This window comes from Labilibaculum sp. DW002 (assembly GCF_029029525.1).
In the GTDB taxonomy this organism is placed as follows: Bacteria; Bacteroidota; Bacteroidia; order Bacteroidales; family Marinifilaceae; genus Paralabilibaculum; species Paralabilibaculum antarcticum.
The window spans coordinates 1,937,544-1,957,902 of the sequence record NZ_JAKJSC010000001.1; the positions used below are offsets into that span (position 1 = coordinate 1,937,544).

Below are 20,359 nucleotides of genomic sequence, written 5' to 3' on the forward strand. Positions count from 1 at the left end.
AAAATTTCGCTGAACTTTTACAATAGCTAAAAAGGATACTTTCATGCATAATTTCGTTAAATCGAATTTCCTTCATTTATCAAAAAACCTACTAAAATAAACCCAAACCAAAAGAGATCAATTTAACCGGTTTCATCTTTTCAGCTCACAAGCCAACTTTAGGCTTTCATTTCTTTTTAAAAATTGTTTTTCAATCTACTTTTGTTTGTACTTTTATGATTTAAATAATTTTTCAATAAGCTAAATCTAAAATTTAGCATTGCCATTATAGAATAGAACAAAATCCATGTCTGAATTAGCTGGACTCGACATAAAATTTTTAGCTGGTGTTGGCCCCAAAAGAGCCACCATCCTGAACAAGGAATTATCAATTTATAGTTACGAAGATTTACTATATCATTTTCCTTTTAAATATATTGATAGAACTAAATTCTATGCAATTAGTGAAATCCACTCCAAATTACCCTACATACAGGTACGAGGAGAAATCACAAGCATCGAAACCGTAGGCGAAAAAAGACAACAAAGACTAGTTGCCCAATTTACCGATGGAAAAAATGTATTGGAATTGGTATGGTTTAAAGGCATTAAGTATATTAAAGCTAGCCTCAAACCAAATACAGAATACATTGTTTTTGGTAAGCCATCTGAGTTCAATCGGAAAATAAATGTTGTTCATCCTGAACTTGAAGAGAGTGCAAGTAAAAATGACAAATTAAATGCCTCTTTACAAGCTTTTTATCTTACTACTGAAAGGATGAAAAGCAGTTTTCTTAACTCGAAAGCAATACACAAACTTCAAGAAAATGCGCTTAAGTCATTAAATGGCAAAATACCGGAGACACTTCCTGCTTATTTAGTAAAACACTTAGGTTTAATCAATTTACATGATGCTCTTTTTCAAATTCATTTCCCTGAGAATTCTGAAGTTTTAAAAAAGGCACAATACAGATTAAAATTCGAAGAACTTTTTTACATTCAGCTGAATATTCTGAAAAAGAAGATGAAGCGTAAAATTCTTTATCAGGGACACCAGTTTATTAAAATTGGAGAATATTTCAATGCCTTTTACAATAACAATCTTCCGTTTGAATTGACCAATGCACAAAAGCGCGTATTAAAAGAAATTCGAAAAGAGGTTGGTCTTGGAAAGCAAATGAATCGTTTGCTTCAAGGAGATGTAGGGAGTGGAAAAACCCTTGTTGGACTAATGAGTATGCTTATGGCTCTTGACAACGGATGCCAAGCTTGTTTGATGGCTCCAACGGAAATTCTGGCAACCCAACATCTTGAAACCATTTGTGAGTTTTTAGAAGGCTTAAATATTAAAGTTGCCCTTCTAACAGGATCAACCAAACAAAAAGACAGAAGAGTAATTCACGAGCAACTTAAAAGTGGCGAATTGCAAATTTTGATCGGAACACATGCCTTATTAGAAGATATTGTACAGTTTAAAAACCTGGGCTTCGTTATTATTGATGAGCAACATCGATTTGGCGTAGCACAACGAGCTAAACTATGGGCTAAAAATCCAATCCCACCGCATATTTTAGTTATGACCGCTACTCCTATTCCTAGAACATTAGCGATGACGCTTTATGGTGATTTGGAGGTATCTGTTATCGATGAACTTCCACCAGGACGTAAACCCATTCAAACTGTTCACTATTTTGAGAACAAGCGACAAGAGGTTTACAAATTCATGAAAAAACAAATCGATTTGGGACGTCAGATCTATTTGGTTTATCCTATGATTAAGGAATCAGAAAAAATGGATTTCAAAAACCTTGAAGAAGGCTATGAATCTGTAGCCAGTTTCTTTCCACCTGAGAAGTATGGAATCAGTATGGTTCATGGCAAAATGAAACCTGCAGAAAAAGACACTGAAATGCAACGTTTTGCCAGAGGAGAAACCCAGATAATGGTAGCAACTACCGTTATTGAAGTTGGTGTTAATGTTCCTAATGCCTCTGTCATGATTATTGAAAGTACCAATAGATTCGGCCTATCTCAACTCCATCAGCTTAGAGGGCGTGTTGGTCGTGGTGCCGATCAGTCATACTGTATTCTCATGTCAGATTATAAGCTTTCCAACGAATCGAAAAAACGGATTGAGACCATGGTCAGAACCAACGATGGTTTCGAAATTGCTGAAGTTGATTTGAAACTAAGAGGACCTGGAGATATTGAAGGAACGCAACAAAGTGGAATTGCATATGATCTAAAAATAGCCAATTTGGCAAAAGATGGACAAGTACTGCAATATGCACGTGATATTGCTCAAAGTATACTCGACAAAGATCCATTACTCGAAAAAGAAATCAATCATACACTTGCAAAACAAGTCAAACGTCTAAGTAAAGCTCAATTCAACTGGAGTGTAATCAGTTAAACCTAATCGTCATTCAATAATCCCCAATAAAATCTGTTCATTTGACAGAAAACAATATCTTTATTATCAAATTACCAAACAATACTGATAAAGTAGGGTAACAAAGCCTATTTTCGGTTCTATTCTAACATTAACTATTCTATTATATCTATGAAAAAATCACTAAAACTATCAATTCTATTTGCGCTAAGCATCTTTTTGTTCGCAACAAGTACTTCTGCACAAAACGATTACCCTGTTTTTGGTTTCGATAATTCTTTCACTAATCTTAGCAATCCAGACTCTATTAGTTCATTTACAGGTGCATTTGCTTTCGCCCAAATTGGAGGTGAAAATTACGCAGGTGTTCGTTTTCAACCCGATTTGAGTTTTGGAAAAGTTGGAATTGGTCTGGATGTACCTTTATACTTTAATCTGGACAATGGAGATCTATACACAGATGAATTTAAAAATGGATCAGGAATTCTTCGTTTGATTAGCTATTTACGCTATGGTAGAAAGAAAAAAGACCCTGTTTACCTAAAATTAGGACAACTTAAAGGAGAAGCAATTGGTTATGGTAGTTTAGTAAACAACTACAGCAACTCTCCTAGTTACGAGAAAAGAAAAGTAGGTTTTGCTTACGATATCAGAATAAAAAAGATTTTCGGTATTGAAGGAATGTACAGTGATTTCAACAGTAAATCATTCAACCTTTTTGCCGTTCGTCCTTATGTTCGTCCTTTTGGAGCCAGTGGAATTCCAGTAATTAAAACCCTTGATTTTGGTTTTACCTACATTACTGATAAAGATCAAACGGATCGATTTGACGAAAACAGTGGGAAAAATGAATTCCTATCTGATGGTATCGAAGCTTATGGACTGGACATGGGAATTCTATTGATCAACTCTAACTTTATTAACCTTACGGGATATGCTCACTACAGCAGGTTAAGAAAAGTAAAATCAGACTCGTTAGTAGCATTTCATCAATTGGTCCCTCCCACTCAAGGATACGGAGCTGGTAAAGGAACAGGTATTGGTTTAAATGCGAATATGAATGTTATTGGCAATTTGTTCAAACTGAATTCTCGTATTGAACGCTTATGGTACACCGACAACTATATGCCTCAATTTTTTGATGCTATTTATGAAGTAAATAAAGATGCCAAAATTGCAACTTTAGGTGATGTAAAAAGCCAAGAAGGCATTTATGGATCCGTAACTGCATCTATTTTAGATAAAATAATGGTAGGTGGTAATTTACTCTTACCAGATCATGTGAGTGAAGAATCTCCAGCAACAGTTCAGTTAAACTTGCGAACTCAAGATTTATTCGACAAAATTATCATTGAAGGGTATTATACAAAAGGAAACCTAACAAAAATGAGTGACACATTTACATTTGATGAAAACTCATTGGCTGTAATGAGATTTGCTTATAAAATTAGTCCAATATTAGTAACGGGTATTGATTACCGATGGTCTTGGACAGAGCAGGAAAATGGATCTTACAAGGCTGACAATACAGTAATGCCTTACATGGCTTTAAGATTTCAATTCTAAATAAAACACAAACACATAAAGAAAGCGCAATCCAATTGGATTGCGCTTTCTTATTTTATATGATTTTTTTTAGTCTACAGCAAAAAAATGAGCTGCTCCTACTTCTCCTTTGTTTATTTCAGTAAAGAAATTTTCAGTCATTGTTTCTTCATGAGTAACCGAATCAACATAGTTCGCGGTAATCTTTACTTTCCCAGTCTCCTTTATTTTTATTTTAACGTAATTGTACACGTAACCTTTCCCTTTAGGGTTAGCAATCATTTTTGCGGTAGAGCAAACAACAAATGCTTCTTTATTTCGAATTGACATTTTTGCGAAATACTCCCATGTATCAATTTTCATTCCACCAATAGCATCCACACTTTCCTCTTCAATTTCGTTATCACTAATCAACTGGCAATCCTTATAATAAAATACTGCCTTTACTGTTTTTCCTTCTTTTAAAGCATCCATCACTTGATCAAAAGATTCTAATTTTTGAGTTTTAGCCATCAACATGGCAGGCAGAAGCAGAAATGCTAGTAATAAAAATTTCTTCATAAGTCTGTTATTTTTAATTGAAGCATTAAATTAATAATCTTTATCATTAGATCTAAATTTATATCATAATTATTTTAATTGCTAAGAAGACGCTCCTTCCTTCATTTTCGCGAATAAGTTTTTAGAATCCTCTTTTGTAAATATCCTAGGGAGATCTCAATGGATAATTACAATTCCTAAAGATTTATTTACACTCAATCTAAATTAACACGATTGCAAAAAGGACTTAAAATACCGATTTTTTTCCATAATCGCCCAAACTAACTGTAATCAACAGAGATAGAAGTAAAATTGTAATCTCTAGTTTACAAAAGTAGGGAAGTCCCTCTATTTAAACACACTATAAATTGACTTTTGCAGAATAGAATGTGTCCTAAAGTATTATTTTTGTTGCGATGTGTTAAATAACACCCTGATTTTAGCATACTGATTAGATGATGGTTAATACAAAAACACCACCAATTCAGACAGCTATTTTCAACTTGAAAAAAGTAACTAAAAGGGAAACAAGAAATGCAAGATCCCAAAAAGATTGATCACGAGGGGACAATCCTTGAAATAAAGGATGGGAAGATTAGTGTTGGTATCGTAAACGTATCAGCTTGTTCGGGTTGTCATGCAAAAGGAGCATGTACCATGTCCGATATGAAAGAGAAGTCAATCGATGTTATTGATTACAGCAACAAATTTGAGGTAGGTGAAAAAGTTAACTTAAGCTACAGGGAATCTTTAGGCTGGTTAGCCATGTTTCTAGCTTATGTATTGCCTTTTATTATAGTGCTAATTACACTTTTCGTTGCGACAGCAATAACAGAAAACGAATTAATCAGTGGATTATCAGCCTTAGCTATTTTAATCCCTTATTACATTATACTAACCTTTTTTAAAGATCGACTTAAGAAAACGTTTTCGTTCACAATACACAAAATTGTAAATATTTAAAACAATGAACATTATAGTAATTACTATTCTTGCTTTGTGTGCTATTGGGGTTGCCGCGGCAATCATCCTTTACTTTGTAGCACAAAAATTCAAAGTGTATGAAGATCCTCGAATTGACGAGGTAGAAGAAGCATTACCTGCTGCCAACTGTGGTGGTTGTGGTTACCCAGGATGTAGAGGTTTCGCTGAAGCATTAGTTAAAGCTGATGATATTTCGAACTTTAACTGTCCTGTTGGTGGAGCTGCAGTCATGTCACATGTAGGAGGTATTTTAGGACACGATGTAAAAGCTGCAGACCCAACTGTTGCTGTCATTCGCTGTAATGGAACATGCGACAACCGTCCTAAAACAAATATTTACGATGGAGCAACATCTTGTACTATTGCAGCATCTCTTTATTCTGGAGACACGGGTTGTCAACATGGATGTTTAGGATTAGGCGAATGTGTTGATGCTTGTAATTTCGATGCCATGTATATGGATAAGGAAACAGGTTTACCTGTAATTATTGAAGACAAGTGTGTATCATGTGGCGCTTGTGTTAAAGCCTGTCCAAACAGCATTATAGAACTTAGAAAGAAAGGTCCTAAAAGTCGTCGTATTTTTGTTTCCTGTGTAAACAAAGACAAAGGTGGTGTCGCTAAGAAAGCTTGTTCTGTAGCTTGTATTGGTTGTGGTAAATGTGTGAAAGAATGTCCATTCGACGCTATTACACTTGAAAATAACCTGGCATATATCGATTACAACAAGTGTAAGTTATGTCGCAAATGTGTTATTGTTTGCCCAACCAATGCGATTCACGAGTTGAATTTCCCACCTCGTAAAGAAAAGCCAGCTACTAAACCTACTGCTGCAACTGTAAAACCTGTTGCTGCACCAAAAGCTGAGGCAAAAACAGAGGAAGCTCCAAAAGCTAAGCCTGAGCCAAAAGCAAAAGAAGCTAAAGACGGAACATCTGATAACAAATAAATAGGAGGACAATCAGTGTTAAAAACATTTTCAATAGGGGGTATTCATCCGGAAGAAAATAAACTTTCTGCTCAAAGCGCAATCCAGGAATTGCCAATCCCTAAAATAGCAACTATTCCAATTGCTCAACATATTGGAGCTCCTGCTAAAGCAATCGTTAAAAAAGGCGATGAAGTAAAAGTAGGTCAAGTTATAGCTCAATCGTCAGGTTTTGTTTCTGCCAACATTCACTCTTCGGTATCGGGAACGGTATTTAAGGTTGATGATGTAATGGATGCAACTGGTTTCCGCCGTACGTCTATTATCATTAAAGTTGATGGTGATGAGTGGTTAGAACATATCGACAGAAGTGAAGATCTTGTAACAGAAATAACTCAGACTAAGGAAGAAATCATCAAACGTGTTGGAGATGCAGGTATCGTTGGACTTGGTGGTGCGACCTTCCCTGCTCATGTGAAACTTTCAGTTCCTCCTGGTAAAACTGCCGAGGTACTTGTGATCAATGCGGTTGAGTGTGAGCCCTACCTAACTTCTGATCATAGAGTGATGCTTGAAAAAGCAGATGAAATTATGGTGGGAATTGAAATTCTAATGAAAGCTCTTGAGGTTAAAAAAGCAATTATCGGTATTGAGAACAACAAACCAGATGCTATTGCCCACATGACTCAGGTAGCAACTAAATATTCAGGAATCGAAGTTTGCCCTTTAAAGACACAGTACCCTCAAGGTGGTGAGAAACAATTGATTTCTGCTACAATGAAACGTGAAGTTCCTTCCGGAGCACTTCCAATTGAAGTTGGAGCTGTTGTGCAGAACGTAGGAACTGCCTTTGCTGTTTATGAAGCAATTCAAAAAAATAAACCTTTGTTCGAGCGTGTAGCGACTATCACTGGTAAATCATTAAAGAATCCTTCGAACTGGAAATTCAGAGTGGGTACACCTGTTAGCGACATCATTGAAGCAGCTGGAGGACTACCAGAAGATACAGCCAAGATTGTTGGTGGTGGTCCAATGATGGGTAAAGCTCTTGTAAGTGTTGATGTGCCTTTAACAAAAGGTAGCTCTGGTTTACTTTTATTAGCTGAAGAAGAAACCGCTCGTAAAGCAACCAAGGCCTGTATTCGTTGTGGTAAATGTGTTTCAGTTTGTCCTATGGGATTAGAGCCATATTTATTAATGGTATTAGCTGATAAAAAAGAATACGAGAGGCTTGAAAACGATGCTGTAATGGATTGTATCGAGTGTGGTTCTTGTAGTTTTACATGTCCTGCAACCCGACCTCTTTTGGATTATATTCGATTGGGTAAAGGTAAAGTTGGTCAAATTATGAGAGCTAGGAAATAAAAATTACGAATGACAAATTAGAAATTACGAATTGAGATTAACTCTTTTTTAATTTCCACATTCACTCATTTACAAATTAACTAATCACTATAAATATGAACACCAAAGTACTTGTCGCACCATCGCCACACATACACAGTGGAGATTCCATACAGAAAAACATGTATGGTGTGGTTTTCGCGATGCTTCCGGCTCTTCTGTTATCTTTCTATTACTTTGGTTTGGGTTCCATTATTGTTACCCTTACTGCCGTTGCATCATGTTATTTTTTCGAATTCTTAATTCAAAAATATTTACTAAAAGTAGAACCAACTATTAAGGATGGTTCAGCTTTAATTACCGGTATACTCTTGGCCTTTAATATGCCAGCCAACCTTCCAATTTGGATCATTATAATTGGAGCCTTGGTTGCTATTGGTATCGGTAAATTAACCTTCGGGGGATTAGGAAACAATGTTTTCAATCCGGCACTTGTGGGTCGTGTTTTTCTTCTTATCTCCTTCCCTGTTCAAATGACGTCTTGGCCTAAAGCTTTAGGTTTCCAAACTTCATATCTTGATGCAGAGACCGGAGCAACACCACTTGCTATTATAAAAGAAGGCTTAAACAAAGGCGATTCTCTAACCGATTTAATGGCTCAACTTCCATCCAATATGGATATGTTCCTTGGAAACATGGGCGGCTCATTGGGAGAAGTTGCCGGAGCAGCTCTGGTTCTTGGTTTACTTTACATGTTGGTTAAGAAAATTATCACATGGCATATTCCGGTATCAATTATTGGAACAGTTGTGGTATTCTCTGGCATACTTAATATGGCTAGCCCGGAAGCTTATGCAGGTCCTGCTTTCCATATTCTAACTGGTGGTTTATTATTGGGAGCTATTTTCATGGCAACCGACTATGTTACTTCACCAATGTCGAATAAAGGCATGTTGATCTACGGTATTGGAATTGGTATTCTCTCCGTTGTTATTCGTGTATTCGGAGCTTATCCTGAAGGTGTGTCATTCGCTATTCTAATTATGAATGCATTTGTACCACTTATTAATGTGTATGTTAAACCTAAGCGTTTCGGCGAAAAAAGGAAATAATCATGGCTGGTAAAAAAGAATCTACATTTATAAATATGGTTCTGGTGTTATTTATTGTAACACTAGTGGCATCAGCTGCTTTGGGAGGCCTTTACGAGCTTACCAAAGAACCGATTGCAGCAGCAAAGCTGGCAAAAAAACTAAAAGCTATTAAGGAAGTTGTTCCTGAATTTGACAACAACCCAAGCGACGAAATGTATTCAGTTGATATGCCTACAGGTGATAAACTTGAATTCTATCCTGCTAAAAAGGGAAATAAATTGGTTGGTACAGCAGTAAAAACCTTCACAACAAACGGCTTTTCCGGATATATCTGGGTTATGGTTGGTTTCAAACCAGATGGTACTATTAACAACTATTCAGTTTTGGAGCATAAAGAAACTCCTGGCTTGGGAACAAAAATGGCCGACTGGTTTAAAAACCCAGCAAAAGAAAAAGCTAGTATCCTAGGTAAAAATCCAGCTACATCACCATTCGTGGTTAGCAAAGATAATCCTAAAGGAATCGATGCAATTACGGCAGCAACTATCAGCTCAAGAGCTTTTCTTGAAGCTGTACAAACTGCATACAACGAGTACTCAAAACAAATGAAAGGGGGAACCAAGTAATGACGAATAAAGAAAATTTCTTAAAAGGTTTTTTTAGAGAAAATGCCGTTTTTACTCTTTTATTGGGTATGTGTCCTGCACTAGGGGTAACTTCTTCGGCAATAAATGGTTTAGGAATGGGCTTAGCCACAACCTTTGTACTAATTATGTCGAACGTGTTTATTTCGATCTTTAGTTCTTTTATTCCTGACAAGGTTAAAATTCCTTCATTTATTGTGATTATTGCAGCCTTCGTAACTATGGTTGATTTGATTATGGCCGGATATGCTCCTGCTTTGCATGAGCAATTGGGTGTATTTATTCCACTGATTGTTGTAAACTGTCTTGTTCTAGGTCGTGCAGAAGCTTTTGCCTCTAAGAATCAAATATTTCCTTCAATTATTGATGGTGTAAGCATGGGACTTGGTTTCTCAATGGCTCTTACTATGCTAGGAGCAGTTCGAGAACTTTTTGGTGCCGGTAAAATGTTTGGTATTACCATTTTTAGCGAAAATTACGGTATGTTGATTTTTGTTCTCGCACCCGGAGCATTTATTGCCCTTGGTTACTTAATCGCATTTATTAACAAACTGAGAAAAGCTTAAGGAGGAAAATTATGGAATTTATTGTAATTATTATATCAGCCATATTCGTTAATAACGTTGTATTGGCACAATTCCTTGGAATTTGTCCTTTCCTTGGTGTATCTAAAAAAGTATCTACTGCTGTAGGTATGACAGGAGCCGTAACCTTTGTTATGATTCTTGCGACTATTGTAACCTACTTGATTCAAAAATATATCTTAGATGCCTTTGGAATCGGTTTTATGCAAACCATCTCTTTTATTTTGGTTATTGCATCACTTGTTCAGTTAGTAGAGATTATGCTGAAAAAAGTAAGTCCACCCTTATATCAAGCCCTAGGTGTATTCTTACCTTTGATTACAACAAACTGTGCCATTCTTGGTGTGGCTATTATGACCATTCAAAAGGATTACAACTTACTTGAGGCAGTCGTATTCTCAGGAGCTTCAGCAATTGGATTTGGATTAGCTTTAGTGCTATTTGCAGGACTTCGCGAACACTTGGATTTAGTTGATCTTCCAAAAGGAATGAAAGGCGCTCCGGCAGCTCTTGTAGTAGCTGGTCTATTAGCAATGGCATTTATGGGATTCTCAGGAATCGTTTAACAAAAAACAATTCAATATATTATCAAGGCAGCTCTGTTAGAGCTGCCTTTTTTATTGCCATTTTTTCTCTATACATTGACTATTATAAGCCCTTTGTCAAATTTTTTGTGAAAATCCACAATAATAATTAACTTACAATCAAATGTGATCTAAACCGATCATTTCAACCACTAAGTTACACTTAAACCTGTTACGATTTCATGTTAAATAGAATGAGATTCCGCACGAGAGTGCTTTCCGGTTTTGGCTTAATTCTACTGTTTACGGTATCATTTGTTGTCCTCTCTATTTTTCAAGTAAAAAGCCTTCGCAACGAGTCCGAATTCATTTATACACACACCTATAAGGTTAGTAATAGCGTACGAGACATCAACACGCACATCCAAACCATGGAAAGTTCCATGAAGGATATTCTCTTGGCTAAAACACAAGAAGAGTTCGATCAAGCAATCGATACAATCAATTTTTACCACCTAAAGGTCATGACCCAGTTCGATACTGTATTCAATCGATTCCTTGGCGATAAACGTGATGTTGGAATTGCATACCATACTTTTATTGAATGGGAAGAACTTCGAAATCAGATTATTGATTTAAAAGTTAGTGGCAAGGAACTTAGCGCTAAAAAAATGGTTGATGGTGTTGCGGCTGTTCATCTCAACAAACTAAAGGAAAAAACTAAGGTAATGACAGATTTTGCAGAGAACAAAGCAAATCTGATCTACAGAGAAGCTACCGAAACACATACCTATACGCTATACCTTTTTATTGCCATTTCGATATTAATTGTTCTGGCTAGTATTTTTATCACTTACGTGATATCAGAAAGCATAGCTCGTCCAATTAAAAAATTCATTTTAAAAGCTCAGGCAATTTATCAAGGCAATACATCAATTCGTCGTATAAGTGAAGAACAACTATTGGATCATTCCATGACGGAACTAACCCAAACTTATACGAAACTTCAAACGGAAATAAAAGAAAGAGAAAAGGGAGAAGAAACAATTCGAACTCAATATCAAGAAATTCATGAGTATTCTGAAAAGCTAAGACTATTTAATGAAAAGTTAGAGGAAAGGGTTAATGAAAGAACTACAGCTCTAGCCGAAAGCGAAGAAAAATATCGTAACCTGATTAACGGTAGTACCGATATTATTCTGGTAAATGAATATATGGGAGATGGAACTTCTAAATTAATTGAAGCAAATGATACCGCTTGTGTTCTTCTTGGTTATTCTCGTGAAGAATTGTTCAACTTGTCTTTAACCAACTTTATTGAAGACCTACCCAAAGATCATATTGTTGATTCTATTAAAAGATTGACCAGAGAAAAGCAATTTACGCATGAGCAAGTATTTGTTTCCAAGTACGGTAAAAAAACACCAATGGAAACGGTAAGTCAACTCGTTACACTTCATGGAAAACATGTGATCTTATCTACGTCGCGAGATATTACGGAGCGTAAACATGCACAACAAGCGATTGTAAAAAGTGAACGACGCTTGAAGAAAATGATTCACAAGTCTCCTCTACCGATTGTTATTACTGATGAAAAACAAAATATTGAATATTTCAATGATAAATTTGTTGAACTATTTGGATACACCATGCAGGATGTTAAAACTTCCGATGACTGGTACAAATCTTGTTTCCCGATTAAAGAATACCGTGAAGAGGTAATGACAAAATGGAAAAATGCTATCGCTGAGGCAATAAAGAATCAAACTGATATCGAAAAGCAAGAGTTCCATATGACGATAAAAAATGGAAATATTCGTCATTGTGAATTTTTCATGGTTCCTTTTGACACTTCATCGATGATTATCATTAATGATATATCAGATATTATTTCGACACAAGGAGAGTTGGTTAATGCAAAGAATAAGGCGGAAGAAAGTGATCGTCTTAAATCTGCTTTCTTGGCTAATATGTCGCATGAAATTAGAACTCCAATGAATGGTATTATTGGTTTTGCAGACATGCTTCGCAGACCAGGAAAAACGCCAGAACAGCATGAAACCTATATCGATATCATTTACAAGAGTTCAAACCAACTTCTTAAAATCATAAATGATATTCTTGATATTTCGAAGTTAGATGCTGGACAAACTTTTATTAAAGAATCGGAATGCTCTCTAAATATAATATTAGATGATCTACACGCTCAATATTCAAAAGAGAACAGTACTGATGATGAAATAGAATTCACCCTTACGAAGTCGCTATCGGACGAAGAGGCGTATGTAATTACAGAGGATCGTAAATTGCGTCAGGTAATTTCCAATCTGCTTAGCAATGCCTTCAAATTTACATCTTCTGGATACATTGATTTTGGTTATCATTTAGTAGATGAGAATTTCTTAGAGTTTTTCGTAAAAGACACAGGTATCGGAATTCCGAAAGAAAAACAGGAAATTATTTTTGAACGATTCCGCCAAGTAGAAGAAACTTTTACCAGAAAATATGGAGGAACAGGACTTGGCTTAGCAATATCTAAAGGTTTTGTAGAGTTAATGGGTGGACAAATTAGAATGGAAACGATGGAAGATAAGGGGACGACTTTCTATTTTACGGTACCTTACAATCCTGTAGAAGCTCAAAATGTAAGTATTATCAAACCAAAAAAAAGTGGTTATAAATGGGATGATAAACTTATTCTTGTTGTTGAAGATGATGAAACCAATTTCAAATACATAGAAGCAGCTCTAAAACCAACTAAAGTAAAAATATTACATACAATATCTGGAAATAAAGCCATTGAATTAAGCCTTAGAAACCCAACTATTAATTTGGTATTAATGGATTTAAGATTACCTGATATTAATGGATTAGAAGCAACTCAATCCATCAAGAAAATGAGAGATAACCTCCCAATTATTGCACAAACAGCTAATGCTTTTAGAGAGGATCGTAACCGAAGTATCGAAGCTGGATGTGATGATTTTATAGCGAAGCCATTTGAAGAAAACAATTTACTGGCAACGATTAATAAATATCTTAAAAAAGATAAAAAGGCAATTCTTTAATTCAATACGAAAGTGTATAATTCTGTGGTTGTTTCCTTTCCTGTAAGTAGAACTTCACCAAGATATCTGCAACCTATTCCTTGAGAATATTCACCATTAAGTTGATTAAACAAGTTCCCTGAAACAAGCAATCGAGACTGGTATGAGTTGCAAAGTCCTTGAATTCTTGCCGCAGTATTAATTGCATCGCCATGATAAGCTATTTCGGATTTTAATTCCCCTACTTGTGCAACCATAACCTTACCAGAATGAACACCTGCTTTAAAAATAGGTACCATACCATAGTTTTTCTGATAATATTCTTTTTTCTTTTCGAGTACTTCCATAAAATCGTAGACAACTTGTAAGCATCTAGATTTCCCAAGGCCATTCTTCATCTTCCAAGTTAGCACCACCTCATCACCTACATACTGGTAAATTTCAGCTTTATTTTTTGTGACTGCACTTGAAATATCTTTAAAACAATCCTGTATCAACCTGCTATATTTAAAATGACCTAATTTTTCGGCATAATAGGTAGATGATTTTAAATCCATAAAAAGAAAGATTCGCTCCTCTTCCTTAGGCTTGTAATATTTACCTAAAAGAAATTTTAGCAGTATCCCTTTTCCAAATTTTCGATCTACATCATAAAATATTTCAATAAGTGTTCCGATAATAAAGAAATAGACCAGAATAGTATAAAATAATTGTGAATTATAAAGTTGCGATAAGCCTGTAAAAGCAACTGGCATATCTTCTATAATTAATATATCAGCTAAATGAAACCTAATATACATTAGTAAATAAGCACTACAAATATTAGTAAAAAGCGAAATGACAACAGCAAGAAAATAAGTTGGAATCTGAGACCGAATGTATTGTACAAACTTATAAATCCCTCCCCAAACAATGCCTGAAATTATTCCAGACAACAAAATATTTTGAAAGGATTGAATCCGAAAAACAGAAAACATACCATCTTCATCAACCTGAAAAACAACAAGAAAAAAGAAGGCAACAATCCAGGTAAGCGTTATAGTTAAAAAGTACGCACCAATCGATTTTATGTAATTCTTAATACTACTATTCATCACAATTCAAAAATTGTACTAACCATTAATTTCGTGCAGTAAGCCTATTCTTTACATAGTGGTATATAAAGAAATGACCAAGCCAAAAATTGATGCACCATCATCAATCCCATCCTACTGGCCGACTCGGTCATTTCTACCACTATTATATTTTCAATTCACCAATCGCTTTTAAGAAACTTACTTCTCTCAGCTTGTAATTGATCTTTGAATCAATTAATTCGCTATGTGCACGTTGCCAAAAGGCTTGAGCATCGAGTAATTCTGTTGTATTGGCTAATCCCTCGTAGTAGGAGTTCTTTGTTAAAGCAACATTTTCATTTGCTTGCTCCATTGCAATCTTTGCCAATTCAATTTGCTGAAATGCTTCTTGCAAAGTAAAATACGACTGTTGAACTTGTAATGAAACCAAATCTCTCGTGCGCGCCATTTCAAGTTCTTTTTGCTTACTTCGATAGCGAGCAGAAGCAACTTTATGCTTGCGTTCTTGCCAATGAAAAACTGGTACAGATAGCTTTGCCTGCACTGCTAATATCTTCGACGAACCAATTAGTTCTTCAATTTTACTTGTGTAAGAATACGAAGCTCCCACTCCCAACTGAGGCAAATAATCTGCCTGCGTATTCTTCACTTGCTTTTGTGATATTTCAACTTGCTTGCTTAACATTAATAACTCAGGCCTTTGTTGCAAAGCTTTTTGCTTATAATCAGCATCAATAGACGATTGATTAACCACAATTGCAGTATCTGTTGCAATAATTTCTGCGGATAAGTCTTTTCCAATTACCTGGCACAAAGACATTTTCGAAAGAACCGTTAAATTCTCTACTCGAAACAAATTTAATTTTGCCTGATTTAGTTGCACCTGAGCTTTTAACAACTCATTCTTTGTTGTGATCTCTAAATCAAAAGCATTTTGAAGATCTTGTACCAATGCCGACAACATCTTCACATATTTTCCTGTTAAAATTCTCTTTTCGTTAATAGATACTAAGTTCCAATAAGCTTGGTCGGTTTCCATTAAAACATCAGAAGATTGCAATTGCTTATTGAATACTGAAATCTCAGATCCAATTTTCGACATTTCGTAAGAAGTTCTGATTTTCCCTCCCATATAAATTGGCTGCGTAAGTGTTAAATTGGCAGAGAAATAATCTACATTTCCCATTTCGAGGTTAAAACCAGGAAAATAAACATCGCTAAGACCACTATAATTACCTGCCTCCGCATCGGCTAAACTATTCGCAGTTGGTAAAAAAGAACCAGGTAAACTTAAATCAGTGATATCATGATAATAGTTATAAGATCCACTAGCCGATAGGTTCGGCAAGAAATGAGTATAAGCAAATCTCATGGTCGATTTACTCTCAGAAATCATTTCATCTGCAATCTTAATTTTCTGATTGTATTCCAATGCCAAGGCGCGACTTTCGCGAAGTGACAATTTTTCTTGAGCTTTTCCCTGAACAACAATCAGGGAAAAGATCAAAAGAAAGTATATTTTATTCTTCATTTTTACTTGCTTATAAATCCATAACATTTTTAGTAGACAACCTGTAAAAAATTGCATACAGAACTGGAACTACAATTAAAGTTATTATGGAACCAATTAGTAATCCAAACATGATTGCAACCGCCATTCCGCCGAATAATTCATCGCTGATTAAAGGAATCATTCCTAAAATTGTAGTAAACGAAGCCATAATAACTGGACGCATTCTTGAAACCGCAGAATCAATTACAGCTAACAGTACATCTTTACCTTCCTTTATTTCAACATTAATTTGATCGAGCAGAACAACAGCATTTTTAATCATCATTCCCATTAATCCAAGCGTACCAAGTACTGGCATGAATCCAAAAGGCTTTCCTGTTATTAATAAGCCATAACTGATACCAATAAATGCAAGCGGTAGAATTGACAAAATGATAATTGGCTGGCGGAAATTATTAAACAACATCATGATAATAATAACCATCAATAGAAATGCTAAAGGCAAGAATTTATTAATGTTATTATTCGCATCTACACTATCCTTATGCTCTCCTAACCATTCAAAATCATAACCTGCTGGCAACTGAATTGCTTCGATTTTTTCTTGCAGATTTTTAAAAGTATCTGGAGCATTATAACCAGGTGCTGGATCACATTGTGCTTTAATGGCTCTTCTGCGATCGTAACGTATGATCATAGGATCCTCAAAATCAATATTTATATCTGAAACAACCTGACGTAAAGGAATACTATGAGCAACTTGACCCCAAACTGGAGTATTTTCTAATGCTTCGATGTAATTATCTTTATTGGCTTTTGTTTTCAAAACAATTGGCAACATGTCATCTGCCTGATGGAATAATCCTATTGGCAAACCATCAGTAGCACATGCCAAGGCATTTGAAACATCCGATCGTGAAATATTGGTTAATCGAGATTGAGATTGTGAAAACTGCGGGTTCCAAACTTTAACCTTGTTTTTCCAATTATTCGTTACTTTAATTGCACTTGGTTCGTCAAGCATAATTTTCTCAGCCTTTTCTGATAGATCTCGCAATACTTCAGGATCTGGACCCGAAAACTTTGCTTCAACCATATACTCAGCAAAAATTGGCGAATAATATTTCACCCTGCAACGTGCCCAAGCGTAATTTTCGTTCAGGTATTGTTGCAAGTCTTTTCCAAATCTTTTAGTGGTATCATAATCCTTTGTATCAACAATTAATTCACCATAACTGCTCTTATTGTTGGTAAAAGGCCTTACCAGAGTATATCTTGCAGGTGTAGCTCCCAAACTGGTTGTCACACTCATAACATCCTCTTGTTTAAGCAAATATTCCTCAAGCTCACTTAATTCTTTTTCAACTGTAGTTATATCAGTACCATCCGGCAAGAAATATTCCACAATAAACTGATTGTAAGCCAAGTTTGGCATAAACAATTGTTTCACATTTTTAAATGCAAAAACAGAGGATGCAAAAACCAAAACTGTAAGTACAATTATAAGCGTTTTATGACGTAAGGAGAATTTTACGAAATGACGAAATTTCTGATAAAACTTACCTGAGTATGGATCTGAATTATCATTTTCATCCTTTGAATACTTCTTTCCTTTTAAAAATAAATCGCAAAAATAAGGTGTCTGTGTCAATGCCAATAACCAGCTAATAAATAAGGAAACAGCAATAACAATAAACAAACTAGCACAAAATTCCCCTGTTGCATCTGGTGAAAGATAAATAGGTAGAAATGCTAAAACTGCAACTAATGTTGCTCCCAGAAGTGGCATGGTTGTTTGCTTCGAAGTTTTTGTCAATGCCTCCTGACGACGGACTCCCTTTTTTAAATCAATCAAAATGCCGTCTGCTATTACAATTGCATTATCAACAAGCATCCCCATGGCGACAATAATGGCACCAAGGCTAACTCTTTGTAAAGCAATATCAAAACTCAACATGACAATAAAAGTTGCCAATATGGTAAATATCAAACCACTACCAATCAAAAGACCTGTTCGGAAGCCCATGGCGAATAAAAGAACAATTACTACAATCAGTACTGACTCAATTAGATTGATCATAAATACTTCAATTGCCGAACTTACTCTTTCTGGCTGATAAAAAACTTTATTAATGTTTATTCCTACTGGAATGTTAGACTTTAAAGCATCAATTTTACCTTGTACAGCCTCTCCTAACTCAATTACATTCCCACCTTTTTCCATCGCAATAGCCAAACCTATTGCTGGAATTTGATTATATTTCATCTTGTTAGTATAAGGAGTCATATAATCCTTCTTTATACTAGCTATGTCTTTAAGAAATACTGAAGTTTCACCTCTACCCGACACCAAAATATTTTTTAGGTCTGCCAATTCATGAAAACTTCCTTCGGATGCAATACGAACTCTATTACTACCGACTTTAAAGGTTCCTGGATCTACAATTTTATTTTGACTATTCAGAATTTCGATGACCTTGTATGGATGAATACCTAAATAAGCCATTTTCTCTTGCGACAATTCAATATTTACACAAGCTCTTTGCTCTCCAAATAAATTGATTCTCTTTACTCCATCAACAAGTAAAAGTTCTCTCTTCATATAACGAGCATAATCCTGTATCTCGTCGCTACCAAATCCATCTCCGCTTAGTGCTAGAAAAATACCATACACATCACCAAAATCATCCACAACCATTGGATGCGATGCACCCTGAGGTAAATAAACACTTATATCGTTTACCTTACGACGTAAAACATCCCAAACTTGTTGTAATTCACTTGTTACAACCGAAGGCTTAATATTAACTGTAATCTCTGAATATCCTGCTAAAGATCTTGATTCAATAAAATCAATATTATCCATTGCCTGAATAGCAGTTTCCAAAATATCAGTTACCCTCAATTCAACCTCATGAGGTGAAGCGCCAGGGTAGCTCGTCATAACCACGGCCTGCTTTACGCTAATTTCAGCATCTTCAAGCTTCGACATTTTTGAAAATGCAATAGCGCCTCCAAAGACAATTGCTATTAAAACAAATAACAATACTTTCCGCTGATTTAATACAGCTTCCGTAAAACTCATAATTGCCCTCCTATGTTCGAATTAGCTTTCTTGCTTAACATCTTTACCTTTTGACCTTCTATTAAGCTATGAACTCCTGCAGAAACTATTATATCCCCAATTTCAACACCACTTTCAATATTAATCATGCCCTTAGAGTCAAAATCTTTTAAGCTAACCGTTTTACCTTTCACACATTTGTTTGCTTCATCGTAAATCCACACGTAAGACTTTCCTTTTTTATTAAAAACAGATTCTACAGGAACCTTACACATCGAACTCTTCGTTGTTTCAAGGTTTGTTTTAATACTTGCAACCATACCAGGCACCACTTGAAATCCCTGACGATCAACTTTTAATCTCATTCTAAAGAAGTTATCACCATTCGGTTTTTGCTCAATTTCAATAAGTTTCAAATTAAAATCAACACCAGGAAAACTTTCAAATCTTCCCGTAAATCCAGAAAACGTTTTGTATTGTAAAAAATCATTCTCACTTAAAGAAACAGCAATCTCTAAATTGTTTAGATCAAGAAGTGATACAATAGGTTGCCCTGCACCAACTTTCTCATAATTTTCGGCATACATTGCTTGCACATAACCCGAAAACGGCGCATATATTTTAGTATCCTTTAGTGCATTTTCAGCAGCTTCCTTTTGTGCTTTAGCCAATTTAAAGCCTGCTTGTATTTGATCATAAACGCTTTTTGAAGTACTCTTCTTCTCGTACAAAGCAGTATATCTTTCCGCTTGCAATTTTGCATTCTCGAACTGAGCATTTGCCGCTTCCAATTGCACTAAATAATCACGCTCATTTATAGCTGCAATCAACTCCCCTTTTTTCACAAACTTTCCTTGATCTACATTTAAATTCACCAAAGGGCCTGCAATTTGGAATGCGATTTTCACCTCTCTTGATTCCTTCACCAAGCCTGTAAATACCTTAACAGATGAACTGCCATTGTTGTTTCCAACCCTAAAAACTTTTACTGGTTGAACAATGGCAACATGTTCTTTTGGGCTGTTCTTACATCCAAATAAACTTGCGGTAACCAATACCACTAGAATTAACATTCTTGTTTTTGTTATTTTTCTCATTGTG

General features: G+C 35.5%; 15 protein-coding genes. 10 read left to right on the forward strand and 5 right to left on the reverse strand.

The genetic code is table 11. The features are described from left to right. Positions 1-286: 286 nt before the first annotated feature. Complete coding sequence (gene recG / locus L3049_RS07390) at positions 287-2,392, forward strand: ATP-dependent DNA helicase RecG (RefSeq protein WP_275109165.1); 2,106 nt, start codon at positions 287-289, stop codon at positions 2,390-2,392. A 150-nt stretch (positions 2,393-2,542) separates the two neighbouring features. Then, a complete protein-coding gene (locus L3049_RS07395; protein WP_275109166.1) occupies positions 2,543-3,937 on the forward strand; it encodes a hypothetical protein in 1,395 nt (464 codons plus the stop codon). Between the two features lie 69 nt (positions 3,938-4,006). On the opposite strand, the gene L3049_RS07400 is transcribed toward L3049_RS07395, so the two are convergent. Then, positions 4,007-4,477, reverse strand: coding sequence for a hypothetical protein (locus L3049_RS07400; RefSeq protein ID WP_275109167.1), 471 nt, complete (start codon positions 4,475-4,477; stop codon positions 4,007-4,009). 513 nt (positions 4,478-4,990) lie between these two features. Here L3049_RS07400 and L3049_RS07405 point away from each other — a divergent pair. The 8 genes from L3049_RS07405 (at position 4,991) to L3049_RS07440 (ending at position 13,626) form a co-directional block, all read left to right on the forward strand. After that, a complete protein-coding gene (locus L3049_RS07405) occupies positions 4,991-5,419 on the forward strand; it encodes a SoxR reducing system RseC family protein (protein WP_275109168.1) in 429 nt (142 codons plus the stop codon). Between the two features lie 4 nt (positions 5,420-5,423). Beyond that, positions 5,424-6,389: a Fe-S cluster domain-containing protein gene (locus L3049_RS07410; RefSeq protein WP_275109169.1), complete on the forward strand. Its 966-nt coding sequence runs from the start codon at positions 5,424-5,426 to the stop codon at positions 6,387-6,389. 15 nt (positions 6,390-6,404) lie between these two features. Beyond that, on the forward strand, positions 6,405-7,733 hold the full coding sequence (rsxC, locus tag L3049_RS07415; RefSeq protein ID WP_275109170.1) for an electron transport complex subunit RsxC: 1,329 nt from the start codon (positions 6,405-6,407) through the stop codon (positions 7,731-7,733). Between the two features lie 95 nt (positions 7,734-7,828). After that, complete coding sequence (locus tag L3049_RS07420) at positions 7,829-8,824, forward strand: RnfABCDGE type electron transport complex subunit D (protein ID WP_275109171.1); 996 nt, start codon at positions 7,829-7,831, stop codon at positions 8,822-8,824. Between the two features lie 2 nt (positions 8,825-8,826). Next, positions 8,827-9,432: an RnfABCDGE type electron transport complex subunit G gene (locus L3049_RS07425; RefSeq protein ID WP_275109172.1), complete on the forward strand. Its 606-nt coding sequence runs from the start codon at positions 8,827-8,829 to the stop codon at positions 9,430-9,432. Continuing rightward, entirely contained in the window at positions 9,432-10,016 is a 585-nt protein-coding gene (gene rsxE / locus L3049_RS07430) for an electron transport complex subunit RsxE (protein ID WP_275109173.1), read from the forward strand. Before L3049_RS07425 ends, rsxE begins: the two co-directional genes overlap by 1 nt. 11 nt (positions 10,017-10,027) lie before the next feature. Further along, entirely contained in the window at positions 10,028-10,600 is a 573-nt protein-coding gene (locus tag L3049_RS07435) for an electron transport complex protein RnfA (protein ID WP_275109174.1), read from the forward strand. A 212-nt stretch (positions 10,601-10,812) separates the two neighbouring features. Further along, positions 10,813-13,626 (forward strand): ATP-binding protein, encoded by a 2,814-nt coding sequence (locus L3049_RS07440; RefSeq protein ID WP_275109175.1) that lies wholly within the window; start codon positions 10,813-10,815, stop codon positions 13,624-13,626. Here the strand turns inward: L3049_RS07440 and L3049_RS07445 are convergent. The 4 genes from L3049_RS07445 to L3049_RS07460 all read right to left on the reverse strand — a co-directional run bounded on the left by L3049_RS07445 (position 13,623) and on the right by L3049_RS07460 (position 20,355). After that, positions 13,623-14,699: an adenylate/guanylate cyclase domain-containing protein gene (locus L3049_RS07445; protein WP_275109176.1), complete on the reverse strand. Its 1,077-nt coding sequence runs from the start codon at positions 14,697-14,699 to the stop codon at positions 13,623-13,625. The genes L3049_RS07440 and L3049_RS07445 overlap by 4 nt on opposite strands. Positions 14,700-14,844: 145 nt before the next feature. Then, on the reverse strand, positions 14,845-16,212 hold the full coding sequence (locus L3049_RS07450; RefSeq protein ID WP_275109177.1) for a TolC family protein: 1,368 nt from the start codon (positions 16,210-16,212) through the stop codon (positions 14,845-14,847). Between the two features lie 10 nt (positions 16,213-16,222). Next, on the reverse strand, positions 16,223-19,279 hold the full coding sequence (locus L3049_RS07455; protein WP_275109178.1) for an efflux RND transporter permease subunit: 3,057 nt from the start codon (positions 19,277-19,279) through the stop codon (positions 16,223-16,225). Then, positions 19,276-20,355 carry an efflux RND transporter periplasmic adaptor subunit gene (locus L3049_RS07460; protein WP_275109179.1) on the reverse strand — a complete coding sequence of 360 codons (1,080 nt, stop codon included), beginning with the start codon at positions 20,353-20,355 and terminating at the stop codon, positions 19,276-19,278. The genes L3049_RS07455 and L3049_RS07460 overlap by 4 nt, the downstream gene beginning before the upstream one ends. Positions 20,356-20,359: the final 4 nt, after the last annotated feature.

What these genes read in the sequence shown, in the direction of transcription:
- recG (WP_275109165.1), top strand. Translation starts at nt 287, where the DNA reads ATGTCTGAATTAGCTGGACTCGACATAAAATTTTTAGCTGGTGTTGGC.
- L3049_RS07395 (WP_275109166.1), top strand. Translation starts at nt 2,543, where the DNA reads ATGAAAAAATCACTAAAACTATCAATTCTATTTGCGCTAAGCATCTTT.
- L3049_RS07400 (WP_275109167.1), bottom strand. Translation starts at nt 4,477, where the DNA reads ATGAAGAAATTTTTATTACTAGCATTTCTGCTTCTGCCTGCCATGTTG.
- L3049_RS07405 (WP_275109168.1), top strand. Translation starts at nt 4,991, where the DNA reads ATGCAAGATCCCAAAAAGATTGATCACGAGGGGACAATCCTTGAAATA.
- L3049_RS07410 (WP_275109169.1), top strand. Translation starts at nt 5,424, where the DNA reads ATGAACATTATAGTAATTACTATTCTTGCTTTGTGTGCTATTGGGGTT.
- L3049_RS07420 (WP_275109171.1), top strand. Translation starts at nt 7,829, where the DNA reads ATGAACACCAAAGTACTTGTCGCACCATCGCCACACATACACAGTGGA.
- L3049_RS07425 (WP_275109172.1), top strand. Translation starts at nt 8,827, where the DNA reads ATGGCTGGTAAAAAAGAATCTACATTTATAAATATGGTTCTGGTGTTA.
- rsxE (WP_275109173.1), top strand. Translation starts at nt 9,432, where the DNA reads ATGACGAATAAAGAAAATTTCTTAAAAGGTTTTTTTAGAGAAAATGCC.
- L3049_RS07435 (WP_275109174.1), top strand. Translation starts at nt 10,028, where the DNA reads ATGGAATTTATTGTAATTATTATATCAGCCATATTCGTTAATAACGTT.
- L3049_RS07440 (WP_275109175.1), top strand. Translation starts at nt 10,813, where the DNA reads ATGAGATTCCGCACGAGAGTGCTTTCCGGTTTTGGCTTAATTCTACTG.
- L3049_RS07445 (WP_275109176.1), bottom strand. Translation starts at nt 14,699, where the DNA reads ATGAATAGTAGTATTAAGAATTACATAAAATCGATTGGTGCGTACTTT.
- L3049_RS07450 (WP_275109177.1), bottom strand. Translation starts at nt 16,212, where the DNA reads ATGAAGAATAAAATATACTTTCTTTTGATCTTTTCCCTGATTGTTGTT.
- L3049_RS07455 (WP_275109178.1), bottom strand. Translation starts at nt 19,279, where the DNA reads ATGAGTTTTACGGAAGCTGTATTAAATCAGCGGAAAGTATTGTTATTT.
- L3049_RS07460 (WP_275109179.1), bottom strand. Translation starts at nt 20,355, where the DNA reads ATGAGAAAAATAACAAAAACAAGAATGTTAATTCTAGTGGTATTGGTT.